This window comes from Lentilactobacillus sp. Marseille-Q4993, from assembly GCF_951230165.1.
In the GTDB taxonomy this organism is placed as follows: domain Bacteria; phylum Bacillota; class Bacilli; order Lactobacillales; family Lactobacillaceae; genus Lentilactobacillus.
Window position 1 is genome coordinate 40,353 of sequence record NZ_CATNVB010000011.1, and the last position, 23,002, is coordinate 63,354.

Annotated in this window: 20 protein-coding genes and 1 rRNA gene; 19 read left to right on the plus strand and 2 right to left on the minus strand. The window is 40.1% G+C overall.

Features of this window, described 5'->3' with window-relative positions; all coding sequences use genetic code 11:
• Positions 1-51: 51 nt before the first annotated feature.
• The 6 genes from QOW94_RS05905 to QOW94_RS05930 all read left to right on the plus strand — a co-directional run bounded on the left by QOW94_RS05905 (position 52) and on the right by QOW94_RS05930 (position 5,538).
• Positions 52-1,428 carry a UDP-N-acetylmuramoyl-tripeptide--D-alanyl-D-alanine ligase gene (locus QOW94_RS05905; RefSeq protein WP_283679334.1) on the plus strand — a complete coding sequence of 459 codons (1,377 nt, stop codon included), beginning with the start codon at positions 52-54 and terminating at the stop codon, positions 1,426-1,428.
• A gap of 243 nt (positions 1,429-1,671) precedes the next feature.
• Positions 1,672-3,216 carry a degradosome RNA helicase CshA gene (cshA, locus tag QOW94_RS05910; RefSeq protein WP_283679335.1) on the plus strand — a complete coding sequence of 515 codons (1,545 nt, stop codon included), beginning with the start codon at positions 1,672-1,674 and terminating at the stop codon, positions 3,214-3,216.
• Between the two features lie 69 nt (positions 3,217-3,285).
• Positions 3,286-3,645: a holo-ACP synthase gene (acpS, locus tag QOW94_RS05915; RefSeq protein WP_283679336.1), complete on the plus strand. Its 360-nt coding sequence runs from the start codon at positions 3,286-3,288 to the stop codon at positions 3,643-3,645.
• A gap of 4 nt (positions 3,646-3,649) precedes the next feature.
• Complete coding sequence (gene alr / locus QOW94_RS05920; protein WP_283679337.1) at positions 3,650-4,774, plus strand: alanine racemase; 1,125 nt, start codon at positions 3,650-3,652, stop codon at positions 4,772-4,774.
• A gap of 88 nt (positions 4,775-4,862) precedes the next feature.
• Complete coding sequence (locus QOW94_RS05925; RefSeq protein ID WP_283679338.1) at positions 4,863-5,153, plus strand: antitoxin; 291 nt, start codon at positions 4,863-4,865, stop codon at positions 5,151-5,153.
• Positions 5,154-5,181: 28 nt separating this feature from the next.
• Entirely contained in the window at positions 5,182-5,538 is a 357-nt protein-coding gene (locus QOW94_RS05930) for a type II toxin-antitoxin system PemK/MazF family toxin (RefSeq protein ID WP_283679339.1), read from the plus strand.
• A 145-nt stretch (positions 5,539-5,683) separates the two neighbouring features.
• Here QOW94_RS05930 and cbpA read toward each other — a convergent pair whose 3' ends face one another.
• Positions 5,684-6,325 carry a cyclic di-AMP binding protein CbpA gene (gene cbpA, locus QOW94_RS05935; RefSeq protein ID WP_283679340.1) on the minus strand — a complete coding sequence of 214 codons (642 nt, stop codon included), beginning with the start codon at positions 6,323-6,325 and terminating at the stop codon, positions 5,684-5,686.
• Between the two features lie 199 nt (positions 6,326-6,524).
• Positions 6,525-7,481, minus strand: coding sequence for an L-lactate dehydrogenase (locus QOW94_RS05940; RefSeq protein WP_283679341.1), 957 nt, complete (start codon positions 7,479-7,481; stop codon positions 6,525-6,527).
• Between the two features lie 192 nt (positions 7,482-7,673).
• On the opposite strand from QOW94_RS05940, the gene pth reads away from it, so the two are divergent.
• The 13 genes from pth to QOW94_RS06005 all read left to right on the plus strand — a co-directional run.
• Positions 7,674-8,231, plus strand: a complete 558-nt coding sequence (gene pth / locus QOW94_RS05945) for an aminoacyl-tRNA hydrolase (RefSeq protein WP_283679342.1) — start codon at positions 7,674-7,676, stop codon at positions 8,229-8,231.
• A 32-nt stretch (positions 8,232-8,263) separates the two neighbouring features.
• Positions 8,264-11,794 (plus strand): transcription-repair coupling factor, encoded by a 3,531-nt coding sequence (gene mfd, locus QOW94_RS05950; protein ID WP_283679344.1) that lies wholly within the window; start codon positions 8,264-8,266, stop codon positions 11,792-11,794.
• Complete coding sequence (locus QOW94_RS05955; RefSeq protein ID WP_283679345.1) at positions 11,766-13,367, plus strand: putative polysaccharide biosynthesis protein; 1,602 nt, start codon at positions 11,766-11,768, stop codon at positions 13,365-13,367. Before mfd ends, QOW94_RS05955 begins: the two co-directional genes overlap by 29 nt.
• On the plus strand, positions 13,354-13,626 hold the full coding sequence (locus QOW94_RS05960; RefSeq protein ID WP_283679347.1) for an RNA-binding S4 domain-containing protein: 273 nt from the start codon (positions 13,354-13,356) through the stop codon (positions 13,624-13,626). Before QOW94_RS05955 ends, QOW94_RS05960 begins: the two co-directional genes overlap by 14 nt.
• 94 nt (positions 13,627-13,720) lie before the next feature.
• A complete protein-coding gene (locus QOW94_RS05965; protein WP_283679348.1) occupies positions 13,721-14,113 on the plus strand; it encodes an FtsB family cell division protein in 393 nt (130 codons plus the stop codon).
• 165 nt (positions 14,114-14,278) lie between these two features.
• Positions 14,279-14,770 (plus strand): S1 domain-containing RNA-binding protein, encoded by a 492-nt coding sequence (locus tag QOW94_RS05970; protein WP_283679349.1) that lies wholly within the window; start codon positions 14,279-14,281, stop codon positions 14,768-14,770.
• A 93-nt stretch (positions 14,771-14,863) separates the two neighbouring features.
• Positions 14,864-16,234 (plus strand): tRNA lysidine(34) synthetase TilS, encoded by a 1,371-nt coding sequence (gene tilS, locus QOW94_RS05975; protein WP_283679350.1) that lies wholly within the window; start codon positions 14,864-14,866, stop codon positions 16,232-16,234.
• Between the two features lie 9 nt (positions 16,235-16,243).
• Positions 16,244-16,786, plus strand: a complete 543-nt coding sequence (gene hpt / locus QOW94_RS05980) for a hypoxanthine phosphoribosyltransferase (RefSeq protein WP_283679351.1) — start codon at positions 16,244-16,246, stop codon at positions 16,784-16,786.
• 68 nt (positions 16,787-16,854) lie between these two features.
• Positions 16,855-18,966, plus strand: a complete 2,112-nt coding sequence (gene ftsH, locus QOW94_RS05985; RefSeq protein WP_283679352.1) for an ATP-dependent zinc metalloprotease FtsH — start codon at positions 16,855-16,857, stop codon at positions 18,964-18,966.
• 68 nt (positions 18,967-19,034) lie between these two features.
• Complete coding sequence (gene hslO / locus QOW94_RS05990) at positions 19,035-19,931, plus strand: Hsp33 family molecular chaperone HslO (protein WP_283679353.1); 897 nt, start codon at positions 19,035-19,037, stop codon at positions 19,929-19,931.
• A 69-nt stretch (positions 19,932-20,000) separates the two neighbouring features.
• The gene (gene dusB / locus QOW94_RS05995) at positions 20,001-21,008 is read left to right on the plus strand and encodes a tRNA dihydrouridine synthase DusB (protein ID WP_283679355.1); all 1,008 of its coding nucleotides are present in this window, start codon (positions 20,001-20,003) and stop codon (positions 21,006-21,008) included.
• Between the two features lie 73 nt (positions 21,009-21,081).
• On the plus strand, positions 21,082-22,566 hold the full coding sequence (lysS, locus tag QOW94_RS06000) for a lysine--tRNA ligase (RefSeq protein WP_349630349.1): 1,485 nt from the start codon (positions 21,082-21,084) through the stop codon (positions 22,564-22,566).
• A 367-nt stretch (positions 22,567-22,933) separates the two neighbouring features.
• Positions 22,934-23,002: ribosomal RNA gene (locus QOW94_RS06005) — 16S ribosomal RNA — on the plus strand; the annotation flags it as partial.

Below are 23,002 nucleotides of genomic sequence, written 5' to 3' on the forward strand. Positions count from 1 at the left end.
TCATGATATAATAGTTTCACTTACAATATTTTTGTTAACGGGAGTATTTAAATGAGAATGACAATTGCTGAGATTGCTAAGGCAATCGATGCTGATACTACATACGTGTCTGATAAACAGGCTCAAATAGAAATAACGAATGTGAATTTTGACAGTCGCAATATTACGCAGGATGGGTTGTTTATTCCACTAAAGGGAGAGCATGATGGTCATAACTACATCAATAGTGCGGCTGCTAATGGTGCGGCCGCTGCTTTGTTTGCTCGTGACCATCTCGAGGAACTGCCAGTTTCTATTCCGGTATTGATTGTTGATGACCCATTAACTTCATTTCAAGCGTTGAGTCGTTATTACCTTGATAAAATCAATCCACGGGTCGTTGCTATTACTGGTAGTAATGGTAAAACAACCACTAAGGATATGGTTGCAGCAGTTTTAAGTAAGAATTTCAACGTGGTAAAAACGCATGATAACTTCAACAATGAGATTGGTGTACCGTATACTGTGTTGCAGATGGAATCTAATACTGAGTTTTTAGTTGTTGAGTTAGGGATGGATCGACCAGGTCAACTCGATTTTCTAAGCAGGTTAGTATCACCTGATGTTGCGGTCATTACAATGATTGGTGAAGCCCATATTGAGTTCTTTAAGACTAGGGATAAGATTGCTGATGCCAAAATGGAAATTACTCACGGCCTTAAAGAAGATGGCTTTTTCATTTATAATGGCGACGAACCATTGTTGAATGAAAGGGCTGAATCTCTTGATTTTCAAAAGATGACGTTTGGTACTGATAAACACAATAATCTATATCCAACAGAAATTATTGATTGTAAGTACGAGACAAAATTCAAGGCTAATATTTCTGAAGACATCGAGTATACAATTCCGGTAATCGGTGAATATAACGTTACAAACGCTTTGGCGGCATTAGCAGTTGGTAAAGTGTTCCGAATTAGGCCAGAAGTCGCGGTTAACTGTTTGAAGGAACTTGATTTAACTAAAAACCGGACTGAATGGTTAAATGGTAAGAATGATGTTGCGATTTTAAGTGATGTCTATAATTCAAACCCAACGGCTGCTAAAAAAGTTCTCGCTGTTTTCTCGGGGACTGAAGTGGCTGGTAAAAAAATAGTCGTGCTAGGTGACATGCTTGAACTCGGTACGGATTCGCCTGCGATGCATGCATCGTTGGCAAGCGAGCTCAATCCAAGTAAAATCAATGATGTTTTCTTAGTGGGTTCGGACATCAAGGCACTGTATGATAAGCTAGCTCCAGAATACGGTGATCACGTTCGTCTGTTTAGTAAAGATTCACTTGATCAGGTGACTAGCGAGCTTCAGAGTCTGGCTAAACCAGGCGATGCAATCATGTTGAAAGCGAGTCATGGGATTCATTTAGAAAATATTGTTTCGCAGCTAGTATAGATAAAAACGTTTGTAGTAGAATAGTACGTAGTGAGGGGGCAGAGTGGATCAGTGACTACTTTGAGCCCTTTTTATGTTGTTGACAGTTGCAATCTTATTTGCTAATTAAAGGTGAACGTTGTATACTTGTCAGGTTATTGATTTAGGAATCATTAGGTCAAGCCAAGCGCGCTCCAAGGAAAACGGATTTTTTCCCAGCGGTTGGTGGTACCCTGTTGTTTCGAATTTTAGGAGGAAACATTTTTGAAGTTTAGTGAATTAGGATTATCAGACCGCTTATTAACAGCAATTTCTAACAGCGGTTTTGAAGAGGCAACCCCAATCCAAGCGGAAACAATTCCGATGGTGTTGCAAGGTAAGGATGTTATTGGACAAGCGCAAACTGGTACTGGTAAAACAGCTGCTTTTGGTTTGCCAATCTTACAAAATATTGATTTAAATAATCCAGACATCCAGGCCTTAGTTATTTCCCCAACTAGAGAATTAGCGATTCAAACTCAAGAAGAGTTGTATCGATTAGGTAAAGACGAAAAGGCAAAGGTTCAAGTTGTATACGGTGGTGCTGATATCAGACGCCAAATCAACTCTTTGAAGAGCCATCCACAAATTGTGGTTGGAACTCCAGGAAGAATCCTTGATCATATTAGTCGTCATACCCTTAAATTAGAACATCTTAAATTCTTAGTTCTTGATGAAGCAGATGAAATGCTTAACATGGGATTCTTAGATGACATCGAGTCTATTATCAGCAAGACTCCTGAAGAACGGCAAACATTGCTCTTCTCAGCAACGATGCCTCCAGAAATCAAACGGGTCGGGGTTCAATTTATGAAGGACCCTCATCACGTTAAGATCAAGGCTAAGGAATTAACCACTGACTTGATTGATCAGTACTATGTACGAGTTAAAGAATTTGAAAAGTTTGATACAATGACTAAATTCTTTGACGTTCAAAACCCAGAGGTAACCATTGTCTTCGGTCGGACTAAGCGTCGAGTTGACGAAGTTGCCAAGGGACTTGAAGCTCGTGGATATAAAGCTGAAGGCCTTCATGGTGATTTGACTCAGTCAAGAAGAACTCAAATTATGAACGACTTTAAGAAGGGCCGGATCGATATTTTAGTTGCCACTGATGTGGCTGCTCGAGGAATTGACATTTCTGGAGTAACGCACGTGTATAACTACGATATTCCTTCAGATCCTGATAGTTATGTTCATAGAGTTGGTAGAACTGGTCGTGCCGGCCAACATGGTGTTTCTGTTACGTTTGCTACGCCAAACGAAATGGATTACCTTCGGGAAATTGAAAAATTGACCAAGGTGAGAATGTTGCCTTTGAAGCCACCTACTGACGATGAGGCCTTTATTGGTCAACTTAACTCAGCTGAAGAAGAAATTGGTCGCTTAGTTAAGCACACTAACACTGCTAAGTACGAAAAGATGGCTACTAAGCTTCTTGACGAGTACGAAGCAACTGATTTGGTTGCCGCTTTACTTAACGATACTACTAGAGAGTACGTTAAGGTCAAAATCACTCCCGAACGACCACTTTCTCGTCACGGTCGTCGTGGTAATGGTGGTGGTCGTCGTAACGGTGGTGGTCGTCGTAATGGCGGTGGCAACCGTAACGGCGGTGGACGCAATGGTGGCGGTCGTTCAAGAAGTAATGATCGCGATCGGAACCATTCTAGCCACAAGAAGTATGACAAGTCTGGCTCACGCATCAAGGGTGACCACAAGTCAAACAACAGCAGTAATCATAAATTTACAATAAAAAATGCCAGGTAACCGCGATAAAAAGCCGGATACCTGGCTTTTTATGGTAATATATAGACTGGAAATGTAGGTGAAGTTGTCATGATTTTGGGAATTGGTGTTGATATCACCGAAATTAACAGAGTAAAATCGGCTCTTGAACGGAGTCCGAAGTTTTTAAATCGAATTTTGACGCCAACGGAAATTAAAGCCATGGCAAGTTTGTCAGATAAACGAAAATTGGAGTTTGTTACTGGTCGCTTTTCGGCCAAGGAGTCATACTCAAAGGCAATCGGATCTGGTCTGGGTTCAAAAGTCCATTTTCAGGATATAACTATTGTCAATGACGATCACGGCAAGCCAATTATTAAAGAGCAGCCTTACGATTTAGTTGCCCACTTATCAATTTCGCATACCAATTCAATGGTAATGACGGAAGTATTACTAGAAAAGAGGAATTAACTCAATGGTAGTCGCTACTTTGAGAGATACGCAGTTATTAATTAACCTAGCTGCGATTAGAGAAAATATTACCCATGCACGGGAAAACTTAACAAATGGTGACAGCTTGTTTGTTGTTCTTAAAGCAAACGGTTATGGTCACGGGGCGGTTCAAGTTGCTAGGGCGGCGGAACAGGCTGGAGCTGATGGCTTTTGTGTTGCTTTGATGGATGAGGCGCTTGAATTAAGAGCAGCTGGGTTCTCTCAACCAATTCTAGTTTTGGGAATTAGTAATCCAGAGGATGCGATTGTAGCGGTAAAGAATGATATCTCTATGACCGTTAGTTCACCTAAGTGGGTACAGTTGGCAGCTGATCATCTTAAAAAGGCTGGCTGTCAAACCAAACTTAAGATTCACTTGGCTATTGATACAGGCATGGGCAGAATTGGGTTTCAAGAACCAGCTGAATTTGCCGATGCAGTTTATGAGATTAAAACTGCTAGTGACTTTGTTGAGGTGGAGGGGGTATTTACCCACTTCGCAACCGCAGATGAGAGGAATACTTCTTATTTTGATAGTCAGGTAACTAAGTTCAAAAAGTTTATGGCTGAACTTAGTCGCAAGCCAAAATACGTTCACGTGGCTAACTCAGCTGCTAGCCTTTGGCATAAAGCCTGTGGTGGCAATATGATCAGACTAGGAATCGCAGCTTATGGGCTAAATCCTTCTCAACGAGAAATTACCTCTACTCCTTATCCTTTAAAGCCAGCTTTGAGTTTAGAATCAAACTTAGTTTACGTGAAGAAAGTTAAGAAAGGTTCTCACATTGGATACGGAGCAACTTATGAGGCTGCCCAGGATGAATGGATTGGCACTGTGCCAATTGGTTACGCTGACGGGTTGTGTCGCAAGTTACAAGGATTTTCAGTTTTGGTTGATGGGCATAAATGTGAAATTGTTGGTCGGGTCTGCATGGATCAGATTATGATTCGACTTGATAAAGAGTACCAGTTTGGCGAACCAGTCGTGATTATTGGTAAATCAGGCGATGCTGAAATCAATGTTGAGGACTTAGCCGAATATGTTGGGACAATTAACTATGAGATAATTTGCGGTTTTAGCGACCGACTAAAACGTAAGTACGTATAAAAGCCCGGATAAATTTTGGGAATCCTTTGTTGTTTATGCTTTTTAATGGTATATTAGTAGGTAAAGTTTAGAAATTAGGGGTATTGCTATGGAAAAAGCGAGTAAAAAGAATTTTTCGTTAGTGATCAACGACCATTTCAATCTGAAAGTTGAGCATTTTTGCAAGACAATGGAGTCTTCCCAAAAGTCGTCAGCCAACATCTTATTGAACTACTTTTTCGAGGATCCCAAGACAATTAATTCTCTGATGACTGGTTATCGAGAGATGGCCAATTTAAATCGTGAAATAACAAAAGACTTCTTAGCAAGTGAGGACGATGCTGAACTGCACCTAACCCAGTTTCGAAACCAGAGCTTTGAGAACAATCAGGCCAATTAAATTTTTATTTTAATGGGGGAATGTTTTAATGGTAGATGTCGCGTTTAAGCGTGGTGACATTTTCTATGCAGATCTTTCACCGGTTGTTGGCTCTGAGCAAGGAGGAATGCGGCCCGTACTGATTGTCCAAAATGATATTGGCAATCATTACAGTCCGACAGTTATCGTTGCCGCAATTACGGCACGAATCTCTAAACCGAAAATGCCGACTCATGTCGGAATCTCCGCAGGGGACGGAATCGAAAGAGATTCTGTGATTCTTCTTGAACAGGTCAGAACAATTGATAAACAGCGTTTGCGAGATAAGGTAACTCATCTCTCAAATGGCAAGATGGTGAAGGTAGATAAGGCGCTACGAATTAGCCTTGGAATCGCCGATGATTGATTTTGAATAGGATGCCACTTTACATAGTACGAATTATCTTATTTTAGAGGGTAGTTTTAACTAGATGAATGGTTGAAACTGTATTTTGAGGGTTAAAAAAGGACCAAAAGTCATTTGACTTTTGGTCCTTTTTTATCAGTACTATTTATTGTTCGTCCTTAAGATTTTCAACCTCAGGAACTCTGAATTCTTTTCGCTCTAAAGCAGCGATAATTCGGTTTAAACGATCTTCATCGACTTCAGCGGGAAGGGTGAACATGATTCGGTGAACCAGTTCTCCTTCCTGAGCATCAAGGGAAATAACACTTGCGATGGAAGTATACTTAGTTATGATTCGGGCAATTTCTTCAAGGTCACCACGTTCGCCACTGGAAACAACGGTAAGAACGTAGCTACCAATGTTAACATTCCAAGACTGAGATAACATGTCTAGAAGTCGGGTATGGGTGAGGATTCCGTAGAAATTGTTTCGTTCATCAAGAACTGCAATGAATGGTAAATCCTTGATTGAGAAGAAAATTTGGAAAAACGCTGAGTTGATGTTGATAAATTTGGTGGCGTTTTTTAGTAATGTAGTTACTGGTAATGACATGTCGCCACCACGTGACTTATGGCGGTAAATGTGCATTTTGTAGATGTTCCCTCTGAAAATAGTACCAGTTTCATCCAAGATGGGAACACAACGATAGCCTGAATCTTCTAGAATGGTCAGAGCTTCTTCAAGCGTGGCATTTTCGGTAACCGTGACTAACCGTTCTTTAGGCTTTACAAGGCTTTTTAATAACATGAGAATTCCTCCCGATTTTTAAAAACTTACATTTTAATAATACCATAGGATACCGACAAAAAGGCGAAAAAAGATGACAAAAGTATTAAAAAATTTCTAATTTTGATAAGAAAGGTATGATAGCCAGGTTATTTACAAATAAAAATCCCCCGCCAAATTAAGGTGGGGGATCAGTAAAATCACAAAATGTTAGTTGATATTAAAGGTTTGACATACCGTCTTCAGTAGTCTTTCTTAATGTATCAGCTGACTTTTGCATCTTTTCTTTTTCACTGTCGCTTAATGGAACTTCGATTACTTCAGCAACACCAGATGCGTTAATAACGGCTGGAGTACCGATGTAAATGTCGTTCAAGCCGTATTGGCCGTCCATTGGAGCACCAACAGGGAGAACAGTGTTTTCATCGCGAAGGATTGCCTTTGAAATTCTCATCAAAGCAGTACTTACACCGTAGAATGTAGCACCCTTACGGTTAATGATTTCGTAAGCTTTCTTACGAGTACCATCTTCGATTTCTTCAAGGTCCTTATCAGAAAGGCCGGCCCGTTTTGCACGGTTAAGAAGTGGTTCGCCACCAACAGTTGCAGCAGTGTATGCAGCGAATTCTGAATCACCATGTTCACCCAAAATGTATGCGTTGATTGATTGTGGGTTAAGGTTCAACTTCTTGCTCAAAGCAATTTGTAAACGTGAAGTATCCAATGAAGTACCACTACCGAATACCTTGTTCTTTGGGAAGCCAGAGAACTTTTGGGCAGCGTAAGTCAAGATATCAACTGGGTTAGCGGCAACAACGATAATGCCCTTGAATCCAGAAGCAACCAAAGGTTTGATAATTGATTGCATAATCTTGAGGTTCTTGTTAACTAAGTCTAATCGGGTTTCGCCGGGCTTTTGAGCTGCACCAGCAGTAATAACTGCTAAGTCAGCGTCAGCACAGTCAGAATAGTCACCTGAGAAGACGTGTTTTGGTGAAGTAAATACTTGGGCATCTTCAAGGTCAAGAGCGTCCCCTTCAGTTCTTTCTTTAACAACATCAACAATTACAAACTCTTCAGCAAGTCCTTGTTGCATCATTGCGTAGGCGTAGGCTGAACCAACAGCACCGTCACCGATTAAAGCTACTTTTTGTCGTTCTAGTGTCAAAAAGATCATCTCCTAAACATTTTATTGGCACAAGTAAAGTATATCATATATTAGTTCTGATTTTCACAATCTGGGTTGAAAATTTTGTTACGGGTTAGAGTTGAGGAGAGTGGTTTGTGTTATAATTTATCGGATGCAAAAGTACAGTTGCTGAACAATCCTTTGTTCAGCTTTTCGTGCTAGAAAAGTGAGGAATTTATAATGAAAATGATCGTTGGCCTTGGAAATATTGGCCCTCAGTATACTGAAACTCGCCATAACACTGGTTTTATGGTGGTAGACCAATTTGCCCAAGATAATAATATTGAAATTTCAACGAGAAAAATGGATGCTAAGTACGGAACGGGAATCGTAAACGGAGAAAAAGTCATTGTTGTTGAACCAACAACGTTTATGAATGAGTCTGGTCGGGCCGTTAACCCAATCAGTGACTATTTTGATATTCCAACGGATGATATCATCGTCGTTCATGATGATATGGACTTGCCTATTGGTAAAATTCGGCTAAGAAATTCTGGCTCCGCTGGTGGTCATAATGGAATAAAGAGTATTATCAACCACTTAGGAACGACTGAGTTTACCCGGATTAAAGTTGGAATTCAGCATCCGGCTAAGGCAAAAGTGGTTGATTATGTTTTGGGTAAGTTTACAAAGGACCAGCTACCAGAATTTAATCAAGCTAAGGATCATGCCGTTTCAGCAATTGAAGATTGGATTAAGGGCATGACAATCCAAGAACTAGAAAATAAGTATAATTAGAATTACCGTAAAACCGTAGGAGGGTAGGCATTTTGCAACTCAATCATATTTTTGAACAAATTCCTGAATTTAAAGCGGTGGTTGCTGGAATAACGCCCAATAGTCGCCAACTTGTCACTGGGATGAATGGTTCTGCTCGGGCTGTGTTTGCAAACAATATTCTACAAACCATACAGTCTCCCGTGATAGTCGTCTTAGAAACCCTCGCAGCGGCGGATCAATTTGTGAGCGACCTATCAAGTCTTACTGATGAAAATAAGGTATTTGAATTTCCAGTTGAAGAAATTGGTGCAAGTGAATTGGCCACCAGTTCTCCTGAGTATAAAGCGGCCAGAGTGTTGGCGCTAAACCATCTATTATCAGGTAAACCTGGGATCATCGTTACTTCCGTTTCAGGAATCAGGCGCCTTCTTCCTAGCCCAGAACAGTTTGGTGATGCTAATCTCGAAATTGGGATGGACAGTGAATTTGAACTTGGTAAATTAAAACTAAAACTTCATCAAATGGGGTATTCCTTTGTGAAAATGGTGGCTGCCCCAGGCGACTTTTCGATAAGGGGATCTATTGTTGATATCTACCCACTTAATCAAGATGAGCCAATTAGAATTGATTTTTTCGATACCGAAGTTGATTCAATGCGAACGTTTGACGTTGCTAGTCAAAGAAGTATTAAAAGCATTGACCACGTTAAGGTATTGCCGGCAACGGACCTGTTGTTAACTGATGATCAGCGCCAAGATTTAATCGCGCAGTTGACCGAAAAGCTTGATGCAGAAAAGGCTGAATTAGATGATGATGCTTTTAAAATATTGGCTAACAATATTGAGCGCCAAACTGCTGACTTGGATAACGGAATCAATGATCCAGCGTGGTTACTTTACTCAAAACTAATTTATCCAAAGAATAACTCGCTGTTGGATTACTTATCCGACAACGGGGTTGTTTTGTTTGATGAATACACTAAAGAAGTTGAATCTGACAAACAACTTGAATTAGATATTGATGATTGGCTAGCTTCGAAAGCTGATGATCATCAGTTTCTGCCTGGTATTAGTTACACAACCGATTTCAAGACTGAGTTTAAAAGAGATAAACACGCTAAAATTCTGCTGTCCCTGTTCCAAAAAGGGCTTGGTAATATGAAATTTGATGGGCTAAATACAATCACGACCCGCCCTGTTCAACAGTTCTTTTCATCGATGCCAATGCTTAAGGGCGAAATTGATCGGTGGCAGAAGCTAGGTACTACTGTTTTGATTCTAATCGGTGATAATAACAGAGTTCAGAAAGTCAAATTAACGCTAAATGACTTCGAAATTAGTGCGGTCAGTACTGATGCCGATAACATTATGGAAAATCGGGTCCAGATATTAAATAATGGTTTGACGGGTGGTTTTGAAGTTCCAGCTTCCAAATTAGTCATTTTGACCGAAAAGGAAATGTTCCAAAAGGTCACCAAGAAAAAACGACGGATGACTACGTTTAATAATGCTGAGCGAATCAAAAGCTATACTGATTTGAAGCCAGGCGATTACGTCGTTCATGTCAATCACGGAATTGGTCGCTACGAGGGCATGAAGACGATGGAAGTCGATGGGAAGCACCAAGACTACCTAACGATTACCTATAAGGATAATGCCCAATTATTTATTCCGGTCACTCAGTTAAATTTAATTCAGAAGTACGTTTCATCTGAGGACAAAAAGCCTCGCATCAATAAACTTGGTGGTAGTGAATGGGCTAAAACCAAGCAAAAAGTTGCTAGCAAGATTGAGGACATCGCTGATGATTTAATTGAATTGTATGCCAAACGAAGTGCTCAAAAGGGTTACGCTTTTCCTAAGGATGATACCCTACAGCACGAGTTTGACGATGCCTTTGCCTATACTGAGACCCCAGATCAAATGCGTAGTATCAATGAAATCAAACGAGATATGGAAACCCCTAGACCAATGGATCGGTTGCTAGTTGGGGATGTTGGGTATGGTAAAACCGAGGTGGCTCTCAGAGCTGCGTTCAAGGCCGTCGAAGTTGGTAAGCAGGTTGCTTTTTTAGTTCCAACAACAATTTTGGCGGAACAGCACTTTGAGACAATGAGTGATCGGTTTACTGGCAACCCAATTGAGGTTCGCGTGTTATCACGGTTCCAGAGCCGAGCACAGGTTAAGGATACTCTTGCGGGCTTAGCTAACGGGACTGTGGATGTGGTGGTTGGTACCCATCGGTTACTCTCAAAGGATGTTAAGTTTAAAGACCTAGGACTACTCATAATCGATGAAGAGCAACGATTTGGAGTTAAACACAAGGAACGAATTAAAGAAATTAGAAGTGACGTTGATGTGTTGACGTTGACAGCAACGCCAATCCCTCGAACGCTTAATATGTCGATGATGGGAATTCGTGATTTGTCAGTTATTGAGACGCCACCAACTAATCGGTATCCAATTCAAACCTACGTGATGGAACAGAATGCACCGGCAATTAGGGATGCCATACATCGCGAAATGGATCGTGGTGGACAGGTGTTTTATCTCCATAACCGAGTGGGTGATATTGAAAAGACAGTTGATCAACTCAATCAGTTAGTGCCGGATGCAAAAATCGCATATATTCACGGGCAGATGAACGAAAATACTCTTGAAGATGTTCTGTATCAGTTTATTAATGGTGATTTTGATGTATTGGTTACAACAACGATTATTGAAACTGGGGTTGATATTCCTAACGTCAACACGATGTTTGTTGAAAATGCTGATAAAATGGGACTCTCACAGTTGTATCAACTTCGGGGCCGAATTGGTCGAAGTAGCCGGGTTGCGTATGCTTATTTTATGTACCAGCCGAACAAAGTGTTGACTGAGGTCGGTGAGAAACGGCTGGAGGCAATTCGTGATTTCACGGAGCTTGGTTCTGGATTCAAAATAGCGATGAGAGATCTGTCGATTCGTGGTGCTGGTAACCTGCTTGGCAAACAACAGCATGGATTTGTTGATTCTGTCGGATATGATTTGTATACTCAAATGCTTGTGGATGCGGTTAGTAAAAAGCGTGGTACGCAAGTGGTCGATAGAACTGATGCGACGATTGAACTTGATATTGAAGCCTATCTGCCCGATGACTACATCAATGATAACCAACAAAAAATTGAGTTGTACAAGCGAATTAGGCAAGTTGAAAACAAGGATCAAGTTGATGAAATTACCGATGACTTGATAGATAGATTTGGTGATTTTCCAGATGCAGTAACCAACTTAGTAAAAATCGCTGAAATTAAGATGAACGCAGATAACGCGCTTGTCGAAAAAATTCAACGAAAAGATTTTGTATTAACGATTACGTTTAGTAAAATGGCTTCAAAGGTGTTTGATAGTAAGCAGTTGTTGAAGGCAATCGCTCAGACCAAATACAGAGCGGCAGTTAACTCTGCGGATGATAAATATCAAATCAAGCTGACGATTCAAAAAACGATGAAGGATTGGCTGGATCAACTTAACGCACTGTTAAGTGATCTTGCCTCGAGTAGAGCTGATAACGATGAGCAAGATGAGAAATCAGAAAACTAAATCACGCCGGCAGATAATTGTTGCTGGAACGTCAATGCTTACGATTGCTGCGTTTGTTGCTAAATTTCTGAGTGCGATTTACCGAATTCCGTTTCAGAATATGGTGGGCAACGTTGGCTTTTACGTATATCAGCAGATTTATCCTTTTTACGGTATTGCGATGACAATTGCATTAACCGGATTGCCCGTCCTGATATCAAAACTAGTGGTTGATTCAAAAAATCATGCTGAGCAGGTTGAAACGGTAAGATTCGTTGAGAAAAGTTTGGCTTTAGTCTGCATCCTAATATTCTTTAGTCTTCAGATTGGGGCTAATTTTATCGCTAGAATGATGACGGATGTTCAGCTTGCTCCCGTAATCCAGTCGGTTTCTTGGATGTTCTTGCTGGTCCCATTTTTATCAAGTTGGCGGGGGTATTTTCAAGGAAACTTACAAATGATTCCAACCGCGGTATCACAGGTTTTTGAACAAGTCATTCGGGTGACAGTCATCTTAGTTGTTGCCTGGTGGTCTGCTAAGGTTGCATTGGAACCTCATGAAATGGGAACTTTCGCTATGTTGAGTGCTCCAATTGCGACAGTTGGTTCTGCATGCTTGATTTTTTATTACCGCCATAGAGTTAACTTGGATTTTAAAACAAGACCGGTTATTGACAAACGAGGGATTTTAAAAGCTTTGCTACTGGAAGGTGGCACAATTTGCTTGGTTGTGTCGGTAATGTTGTTGTTCCAGTTAGTGGATTCATTCAGCGTTGTTTCTGGTTTGTTAAAATATGGCTTCTCGATGCCACAAGCTCAATCGATCAAAGGGGTATATGATCGGTCTCAAACTCTGGTCCAACTAGGGTTGGTAATTACAACTTCTGCTACTAGTGCTGCCCTACCAGGGCTCGTTAAGGCAATTAATCTCCGTCAAGATAAAACGTATCGTCACTTGGCCTCCTCGATGGCATCGGTTAATGTTGCATTAGCTGTCGCGATGAGTATTGGAATATTGGTTCTGTGTGCTCAAGTTAATAAGCTGCTATTTGCGACTGATGAATACAGTCTGACTATTGGATTTTATTGTCTTAGCATCCTACTTACCTCTATCATTTTGATATACAATACTCTTATGCAAAGCCGGTCCACTTATCTTCCAAGTATGATAGGAATTGCTGGCGGATTGCTGGTTAAAATTTTGATCAATCGAATGTTTGTAGCTACTTTCTCAATAATGGGTGCAAGTTATGCCACTTTGATTGGCTTAGTTGTTACGATTGTTATCATTAGACTAATTGATGGCCATAATATTTATGAATATTTCAACCACCGTCAAATATTGAAGATAGGAGTCACTGGGGTTGGCATGGGAATGATAGTCGACTTTGCTCGTAGAATCGTTGTAAGCATACTTGGTAATGATACTTCAAGACTATCTGATTTAATTCAGGTAGCAATCAGTGTTCCAGTTGGGGTAGTTACATTCTTTGCATTATGTATGTGGCTCTCTGTGTTTAATCGGCGAGAGTGGTTATCGATTCCACTGGTTTCCAAAATCTTAAGAAGAAGGTCAAGATATGAGAATAGATAAATTTTTAAAGGTGTCACGAATCATCAAGCGTCGTTCGGTGGCAAAAGAAATTGCTGATCAAGGGCGAATTACGGTAAATGGTCGGGTAGCTAAATCTTCGACAGACGTATCCACGGGGGATGAACTAGTCATCAAATTTGGTAATAAGACCCTGACCGTCAAAGTTCATGAGTTATTGGATACTACAAAGAAGGACGATGCTCAGAGAATGTATGAAATTATAAGCGAAGATTATCAGCAAGATTTTCGCGAACGGTAAAAAAATTCCCGATTAAAGAACTCTTTCTAGACAATGTTTAACTGGATGTTGTAATATGAAAGGAAAGATGTGTTATTTGATCGGGGGATTTAACATGACACAGTCCAATAAAATAAAAAAATTAGAAAATGACTTCACAAGAAAAAAGGAACAAGAACTTCAAAAGCACAAGATTTTTGTTAATTTGAGTCGGCGACGGCGCAGACGGGCAATTGGCTTGATCTCAGTTATTGTTGCTTTTACTTTCATTTGTGCTGTTCAGATTATCCAAGCGAAAGCCAACTTAATGCAAGTTAATGGTCAAATTGAAAATCGCCAGGCTAACTTACGTCAACAAAAGGCTAAGAATAAAGAGCTAACCGTCAAAGTTGATCAGCTAAACGATAAGAGTTACGTTGAAAAGTTGATAAGGCAGCGGTATTACTACACGAAACCTGGAGAAACTGTTTACAGCTTCCCAGATAAGTCGATTGACGATTTACGCTAGGATTTCATGATATTTAAATAGCTAAGGGTGTGTCTGGAAGAGTAACGGGGGAACTTCTGACACACTTTTTGTTTGAAATGTTAAATCTTTATAAGACTGTTAATTGAAATCAAATAAAATGTGGTATACTTGAACCACATTTACATAGGAGGAACATTCGTTTACATGGCAATTGAAGTTGGGGAAAAAGTTAACGGTAAGGTTTCAGGAATTACTAATTTTGGGGCTTTCGTTGACTTAGGCGAACACAAGACAGGTCTTGTTCACATTAGTGAGGTTTCGGATGGCTTTGTTAAGGATATTCATGATATTTTAAAAGTCGGCGATGAGGTTACCGTTAAGGTAATGAAAATCGAAGGCGATAACAAAATCAGCCTATCAATAAGAAAAGCTCAAGAGCACAGTGAAACTGAGCACCGTGAACACCATGAAGGTCATAGGAATCATGATTCTCAACATGAGAGTAATCACCATTCAAACTATCATGAAAAAAATAATCGTTCGAATGACCGAGGCAACAAGGGTCATGGTGGATCTAAGACCGATAGTTTTGATGACTTGATGTCAGGATTTTTGAAGCAAAGTGAGGACCGGTTATCCACATTGCGGAAGAACACCGAAGGAAAACGTGGTGGCCGTGGTGGTCGTCGAAGCTAGTCTGATTTATGCAGACGAGATATTAAATAGAAAAATGGTGGTCATTTCAACAATTGAAATGGTCGCTTTTTCTTTATACTGAAGGGAATCTAAATGGATTTACAAAAAGAGTTTGATAATAATCTTGTCCATTCCGGACTGATTCAGGAAGAGAATAAAGTTTTGGTTGCAGTTTCGACAGGGGTCGATTCAATGGTGTTACTAAATCTGTTACTCCATTCTCAGTTAAAACTAAATGTTGCAGTTGCATATGTAAATCACCATTTGAGACGGCAGTCAGTTGAAGAAACGGAGTTCATCAAGGAATACTGTGAGAGCAATCACATACCGCTGTACACCGCAGATTGGATGCCATCTGATCATCCAAAAGCCGGTGTAGAAGCAGCGAGTCGTAAGTTTAGGTATTCATTCTTTAGGCGGGTTTTAGATGAAACTGGGATTGATATCTTGGCAACGGCCCATCATCAAAACGATCTTGCAGAAAGTATGCTAATGAAATTGGTTCGTGGTGGTAGATTATCTTCACTGATTGGAATTGCTCCAGTTCGGAACTTCCATGGGTATCGATTAGTTAGACCGTTGTTAAGTTTTAAAAAAGAAGAATTGATTTTTTATGCTAGTAACCATTATATTCACTGGTATGAAGATGAGACTAATAAAGAACGTGATGTGTTTCGTAACAGGGTAAGGTTGGATATTTTGCCCGCCCTGGTTCAGGAAAATGACCAAGCGCTTGCCCATTTTGAGAGTTATTCGAACCAGTTACGCCAGCTTTTGGCCAGTCAAAAAGAACTGATTGATATAGTCATTAGTCAAATCAAAGTTCCAAGTAAGGAGCGTTTCAGTTTTGAGATTGACAAAATACAACGATACTCAGAAGCTACTCAAAAACTTGCAATCATGGAGCTCATAGGTAGGTACGGGGAGACTAAAAGCGTTACGGATTCAAAATTGGTCCAATTAATTAAGTTGATAAATAATGAATCAAAACCGCAGGGTAGAATCTTGTTATCAAAATCGACGTTTTTGTCTAAAGAGTATGGGATTGTTTCGATAAAAAAAGCGGATAAGATTCACGAAAAAATCAATAAAAAAACTACTGAAGATATGTTAGTATTAGACAGGTGGAATCGGCTTGATGGGATGTTACCGTTCGGCATTTTTACGCACATCGATAATCATGATGGTTATCAATGTGCAAAATTATTGCTGACAGAACGGGATTTTCCCTTAGCCGTACGAACCATAAATTCAGGTGATAAGTTTGCCATTAGTGAGACTGAGCATCAAAAAGTATCAAGGTTGATGATCGATAGAAAGGTTCCCAATGATCAACGAGAGCTAATACGAGTTTTAGTTTCCAATCAAGGAACGATATTGGCGGTTTTGGGATATCGGGTTGCGTATCAGCGGAATAGAGCCGGTGCAAAAGTGTATTACTTGGTGAATAAAAACGAAAGGTAGTATTTGTAAATGGATAACGACATCTTAAAGGTGCTTTATAGTGAAGAAGAGATTCAAAATGCTTGTAAACGGCTTGGAGAAGAGGTCAAAGACGACTATCGCGGTAAGGTTCCGGTAGTCATCAGCGTTTTGAAGGGGGCAATCTTTTTCACAACTGACGTGGTCAGAAATATCGATATGAAAATGGAAATGGACTTTATTGATGTTTCTAGTTATCATGGTACGACTCAATCTTCTGGAGAAGTCCAATTAGTAAATGATATCTCAACTGATGTTAGTGGTCGGGATGTTTTGATTATGGAAGACATTGTTGAGACTGGTCGAACCCTTAAATTTTTAATTGATAATTTGAAGGAACGGGGAGCTAACTCAATCAAGGTTTGTACATTACTTGATAAACCAGCCGGGAGAGTCGTTGAGGCAAAGTCCGATTTTATCGGCTTTGAGGTTCCAAATGAATTCGTTGTCGGTTATGGTTTGGACTATGCTGAAAAGTACAGAAATCTACCGTATATTGGTGTTTTAAAGCCTGAAGTTTATTCGCACAATTAATAGTCAAAATTAGTCAAATGTGGTAATATCAAAAATATAAAAACAAATTTTATTCTAGGAGGACGTTGATGAACTCAAATAAAAATGGGCTTTTTAGAAACAGTCTATTTTACATCGTGGTCTTCTTGTTGGTTATGGGAGTTATCTATTTCTTTAACGGAAGCAACACCACAACTCAATCGGAAGAAATACGGTCTAGCCAATTCGTCCAGAATCTTAAGGACGATAAGATCAAAAACTTCTCGATTCAACCATCTGGTGGTGTATATAAGATTACCGGTGAGTATCGAAAAGCTCAGTCAGTTAAGGAGCAAACTGGCCTTCTAATTGGTGGTCAAACTCAAACCAAGCAGGTCAAGAAGTTCACGTCTAGTGTTCTTGAAAATAACTCTTCAATTGCTGAAATTACTAAGGCTGCTCAGTCTAACGACGTTAAAATGAATGCTAAGCCCGAAGAATCTAGTGGTTTTTGGGTTAACTTATTAGTTTACGTACTGCCTCTAATCATATTCATTTGGATGATCTATGTAATGATGGGTCGTGCAGGTGGCCAAGGCGGTGGTAACGGCCGGGTAATGAACTTTGGTAAGTCCAAAGCTAAGCCTGCTGACAGTAAACAAAATAAAGTTCGATTCTCAGATGTTGCTGGTGAAGAAGAAGAGAAACAAGAGTTGGTAGAAGTTGTTGAATTCTTAAAGGATCCAAGTAAATTCACTTCTCTTGGTGCTAAGATTCCTCATGGTGTGCTACTTGAGGGACCTCCAGGAACTGGTAAAACATTGCTTGCAAAAGCAGTTGCCGGTGAAGCCAGCGTTCCATTCTACTCAATTTCAGGTTCAGACTTCGTTGAAATGTTTGTCGGGGTTGGTGCTAGTCGAGTTCGTGATTTATTCGAACAAGCGAAAAAAGCCGCTCCTGCTATCATCTTTATCGATGAAATCGATGCCGTTGGTAGAAAACGTGGAGCTGGAATGGGCGGTGGTCACGATGAACGTGAACAAACCCTTAACCAACTGCTTGTTGAAATGGACGGATTTAGTGGTAACGAAGGAGTTATTGTTATCGCTGCCACTAACCGGGCAGATGTTTTGGATCCAGCTTTAACTCGTCCAGGTCGTTTTGACCGGAAGATTCTAGTTGGTCGTCCTGATATCAATGGTCGTGAGGCCATTCTTAAAGTTCATTCAAAGAACAAACCATTAAGCAACAACGTTGACTTGAAGGAAATTGCTAAGCAAACTCCTGGATTTGTTGGGGCTGACTTAGCAAACTTGCTTAACGAAGCTGCGTTATTAGCTGCAAGACGTAATAAAACTCAAATCGATGCCTCTGACCTTGATGAAGCTGAAGATCGGGTTATCGCAGGTCCCGCAAAACGGAATCGGGTTATTTCCCAAAAGGAACGAGAAACAGTTGCGTACCACGAAGCTGGTCATACAATTGTTGGACTTGTTCTTAATGATGCCCGAGTAGTTCATAAGGTTACGATTGTTCCTCGTGGACGTGCCGGCGGATATGCTATTATGCTTCCTAAAGAAGACCAACAGCTTATGTCTAAGCATGATGCAATGGAACAAATTGCTGGTTTGATGGGTGGACGTGCCGCAGAAGAAATTATCTTCAATTCAGAATCATCTGGGGCATCTAATGACTTCGAGCAAGCAACTAATATCGCTCGGGCTATGGTTACCCAATACGGTATGAGTGATAAGCTTGGTCGAGTTCAGTTGGAAAACCCAACTCAAGAAGCATATGGCCCAAGATATTCTCAAGACACCGCAACTTTAATTGATCAAGAAGTTAAAAACTTTACTGACCAAGGTCACGCAGATGCAATGAAGATTATCCAAGAACACCGTGAGCAACATAAGTTGATTGCGGAGGCTCTTCTTAAATACGAAACACTTGATGAAAAGCAGATTCTTTCAATTTATAACACTGGGAAAATGCCAGAAGATAAAAATTCTGACGAATTTCCAAGTGAACGGGCAGCAACCTTTGAGGAAGCTAAACGTGAATTGGAGAGAAAAGAAGCTCAACGTCAAGCTGAAATCGAGAAAAACAATACTGATAGTAATAAGCCACTTGATGATTCAAATGATGGTGAACTTACTCCAGATGATGTTCAACCTAAGAGTGATCAGGACAATAAGCCTGATAGTCACAACGAGGATGAATAGACTAAATGAGTTTAGGGTTGATTCTCTAAGCTCATTTTTTATTACTCTAGAAAAAATAAGGTGAAAAAATGAAAGATTATTTAGTAAAGGCCACAACCAAAGATAGTAACTTTAGGGCATATGCTATTAATGCCAAACAAATGGTAGCAACCGCTCAGGAAAAACATGATACGTGGAGTGCTTCCTCAGCAGCATTAGGTAGAACTATGGTTGCTTCTACCATGCTAGCAACTTCTTTGGAAAAAGGAGAAACTGGAGTGACGGTTAAAATTGCTGGTGGGGGTCCGGTTGGCCAGATTGTTGTTGATAGTGATTCGATGGGCCATGTTAAGGGCTACGTTTCTGAGCCACACGTTCATTTACCACTCAATGAACACCATAAAATCGATGTTGGCCAAGCCGTTGGAATCAATGGGTTATTGGAAGTAACTAGGGTCCAGCCAAAAGGCGACCCATATACTAGTAGCGTCCCATTAGCCTCTGGCGAAATTGGTGATGACTTCACGTACTACTTGGCTCAGTCTGAACAGATTCCATCAGCCGTTGGGGTTTCTGTGTTTGTTGAGCCAGATAATACGATTGGCGCTGCGGGTGGGTATCTGATTCAAGTAATGCCAGGTGCGGATGATGAGGCCATTGATAATCTGGAAACTAGGTTAAAACAACTACCAATGCTGTCGGAACTTTTATTGAAAGGCCAGTCTCCCGAAGATATTTTACAATTGATTTTTGGCAAAGATGAACTTAACTTCTTGTCAGAAATGCCCGTTGAATTCAAATGTAGCTGTTCGAAGGAAAAATTCCGCAATGATTTGATTGGAATTCCAGTTTCTCAGCTTTCAGAAATTTTAGCAGAAGATAAAAAAATTGATGTAACTTGCAACTTTTGCCGGAATCAGTACCACTATGATGAATCAGAGTTAACTGAGATGGTGGCCGAAGCAAAAGTAAATCAATCAAAGTAACTATTAATTAATTAGTACATGTGTTACTATAATTGACGTTATTTTCGATTAATATTATGAGGTGAAAACATGGAATGGAAAATAGGAGACGTTACAATTCCTAATCAAGTCGTTGTTGCTCCGATGGCTGGTGTCACTAACTCAGCTTTCCGAATTATTTGTAAGGAGTTTGGAGCCGGATTAGTAGTATGTGAAATGATTTCTGATCGCGGAATCATGTATAAGAACAAGAAAACTTTGGATATGATGTTCGTTGATCCAAAGGAACATCCAATGAGTATTCAAATTTTTGGTGGGACTAAGGAAACTCTTGTTGAAGCAGCCAAGTTTGTTGATCAAAACACTGCTGCAGATATTATTGATATCAACATGGGTTGCCCAGTAAACAAAGTTGTTAAAACTGATGCAGGTGCCCGGTGGCTATTAGACCCTAAGAAGGTTTATGAAATGGTTTCTTACGTTACTGATGCTGTGAAAAAGCCAGTGACAGTTAAAATGAGAACTGGTTGGGATGAAGACCATATTTATGCGGTTGAAAATGCGCTTGCAGCTGAAAAAGCTGGAGCCTCAGCCTTGGCAATGCATGGCCGGACAAGAAAACAAATGTATATGGGAAATGCTAACTGGGAAATTTTAAAGGATGTTGCTAGTGAATTGACCATTCCATTTATGGGTAACGGTGATGTAAAGACGCCTCAAGATGCTAAGAAGATGCTTGAATATGTTGGTGCGGATGCCGTAATGATGGGAAGAGCCGTTGAAGGAAATCCTTGGGTACTGAAGCAAACCCAACATTATTTGGAAACTGGTGAAATATTGCCAGAACCAACTCCTGAGGAAAAAATTCAAACTGCTAAGGAACACTTACACCGCCTAGTAGAGTTAAAGGGTGATTACGTAGGCTCTCATGAATTTAGAGGTCAGTCTGGATACTATTTGAAAGGTGTATCTCACTCGGCTAGAACGAAGGTAGCACTGAATAACGCTGATGGCGAACAAGCTATGGATGATATTTTTGATGAATTCCTAGAAAAGAATGCCAAACGACAAGCATCAAAGCACGAAATTGCTCAATAATTATTAGCCTAGATATGCTATTATTGTATGTAGGTATTTAAAAATTGGAGGGATATAAGTGGCTGATAAAGAGATGAATGATCAGTTAAGAGTTCGTCGTGAAAAGATGAATGAACTCAGGGAAGAGGGAATCGACCCATTTGGCCATCGGTTTGAAAGAACTGATTTGGCACAAGAACTTCATGATAAGTATGAAAATGAAGATAAAGATGAATTGATGGACCAGAATAAGAAAGTAACCATTGCTGGTCGAATGATGTCAAAACGTGGTAAGGGAAAGGTTGGCTTTGCTGATCTTCGTGACCGTAGTGGTAGAATTCAAATTTACGTTCGGAAGGACATTGTTGGAGAAGATGTTTACCATATCTTTAAACGTTCAGATATTGGTGATCACCTCGGAATCAGTGGGCAATTGATCAAGACTGATATGGGTGAGCTGACTGTTAGAGCAGAATCGGTTACTTTCCTTTCTAAAGCTTTGCGGCCATTGCCAGATAAGTATCATGGTTTACAAAACCAAGAACAAATCTACCGTCAAAGATACCTTGATTTAATTGCTAATCCGGATAGTTTTGAGCGTTTCAAGAAACGAAGCAAAATTATTAGTGCGGTTAGAAGTTATCTAGATGGTAATGAGTTCCTTGAAGTTGAAACTCCTGTTTTACATAACCAAGCGGGTGGTGCCAACGCCAGACCATTTATTACTCATCACAATGCCCTAAATATTGACTTGTACCTTAGAATCGCACTTGAACTTCATTTGAAACGATTAATTGTTGGTGGCTTTGAACGAGTTTACGAAATTGGCCGAGTATTTAGAAATGAAGGGATGGATACTAGGCATAACCCTGAATTTACGATGCTTGAATCTTACGCAGCTTATTTCGACTTCAAAGACGTTATGGATGAAACTGAAGGCATTTTTAAGGCAGCAGCTGCGGCGGTCACAGATGGTGGGATTGTTGAATACCAAGGTCACACAATCGACTTGAATAAAGAATTTAAGCGTCAACACATGGTTGATGCTGTTAAGGAATATACTGGTGTCGATTTTTGGCAACAAATGAGCGACGACGATGCTAAGAAACTTGCTGATGAACATGGTGTTCATTACGAGAAATATTGGAAAGTCGGCCATATTATTAATGCATTCTTTGAGGACTTAGTCCAACCTAAGCTTGAACAACCAACCTTTATTTACGGTCATCCAGTTGAAATTTCTCCATTAGCTAAGAAAAATGCGGATGACCCTAGATTTACGGATAGGTTCGAACTTTATATCCTCACAAACGAATTTGCTAACGCATTTACTGAATTAAACGATCCAATTGATCAGCGGCAACGATTCGAAGCCCAGGTTAAGGAACGTGAAGAAGGTAATGATGAGGCAGAAGGCATTGATGAGGATTATATTGAGGCTCTTGAATACGGGATGCCTCCTACTGGTGGATTAGGAATTGGAATTGATCGGTTAGTTATGTTCTTAACCGATGCTCCTTCTATCAGAGATGTTCTTTTGTTCCCAACAATGAGACCAGAAGATAATACCCAAGACTAATTAGTTTTATGAGCAATGGCGGGAATTTCGCTGTTGCTTTTTTTATTGTTGACACCCATTGGCTTGTGGGGTTATACTAGTTCTTGCAGTTTTTCATAGGAACAAGTCGTGGTTGCAATTAATTAAACTATTTTGTTAAAATAAATTGTTGACACAAAATGCTCCACATGATATATTGTAATAGTTGTCAAAAGGCGTTACAACGCTGATTGATAGCCAAGTAGATCTTTGAAAACTGAACAAAATTTTCGACAAACAAATGTGTAGGGTCCTCCAATCATTTATGGTTGGAGACAAACATTTGCGAAGTCAATTCGTGAAATAATCAATAAAACAAATAATCATGAGCTAACAAGCTTATCATTTTTAAAATGAGAGTTTGATCCTGGCTCAGGACGAACGCTGGCGGCGTGCCTAATACATGCAAGTCGAACGC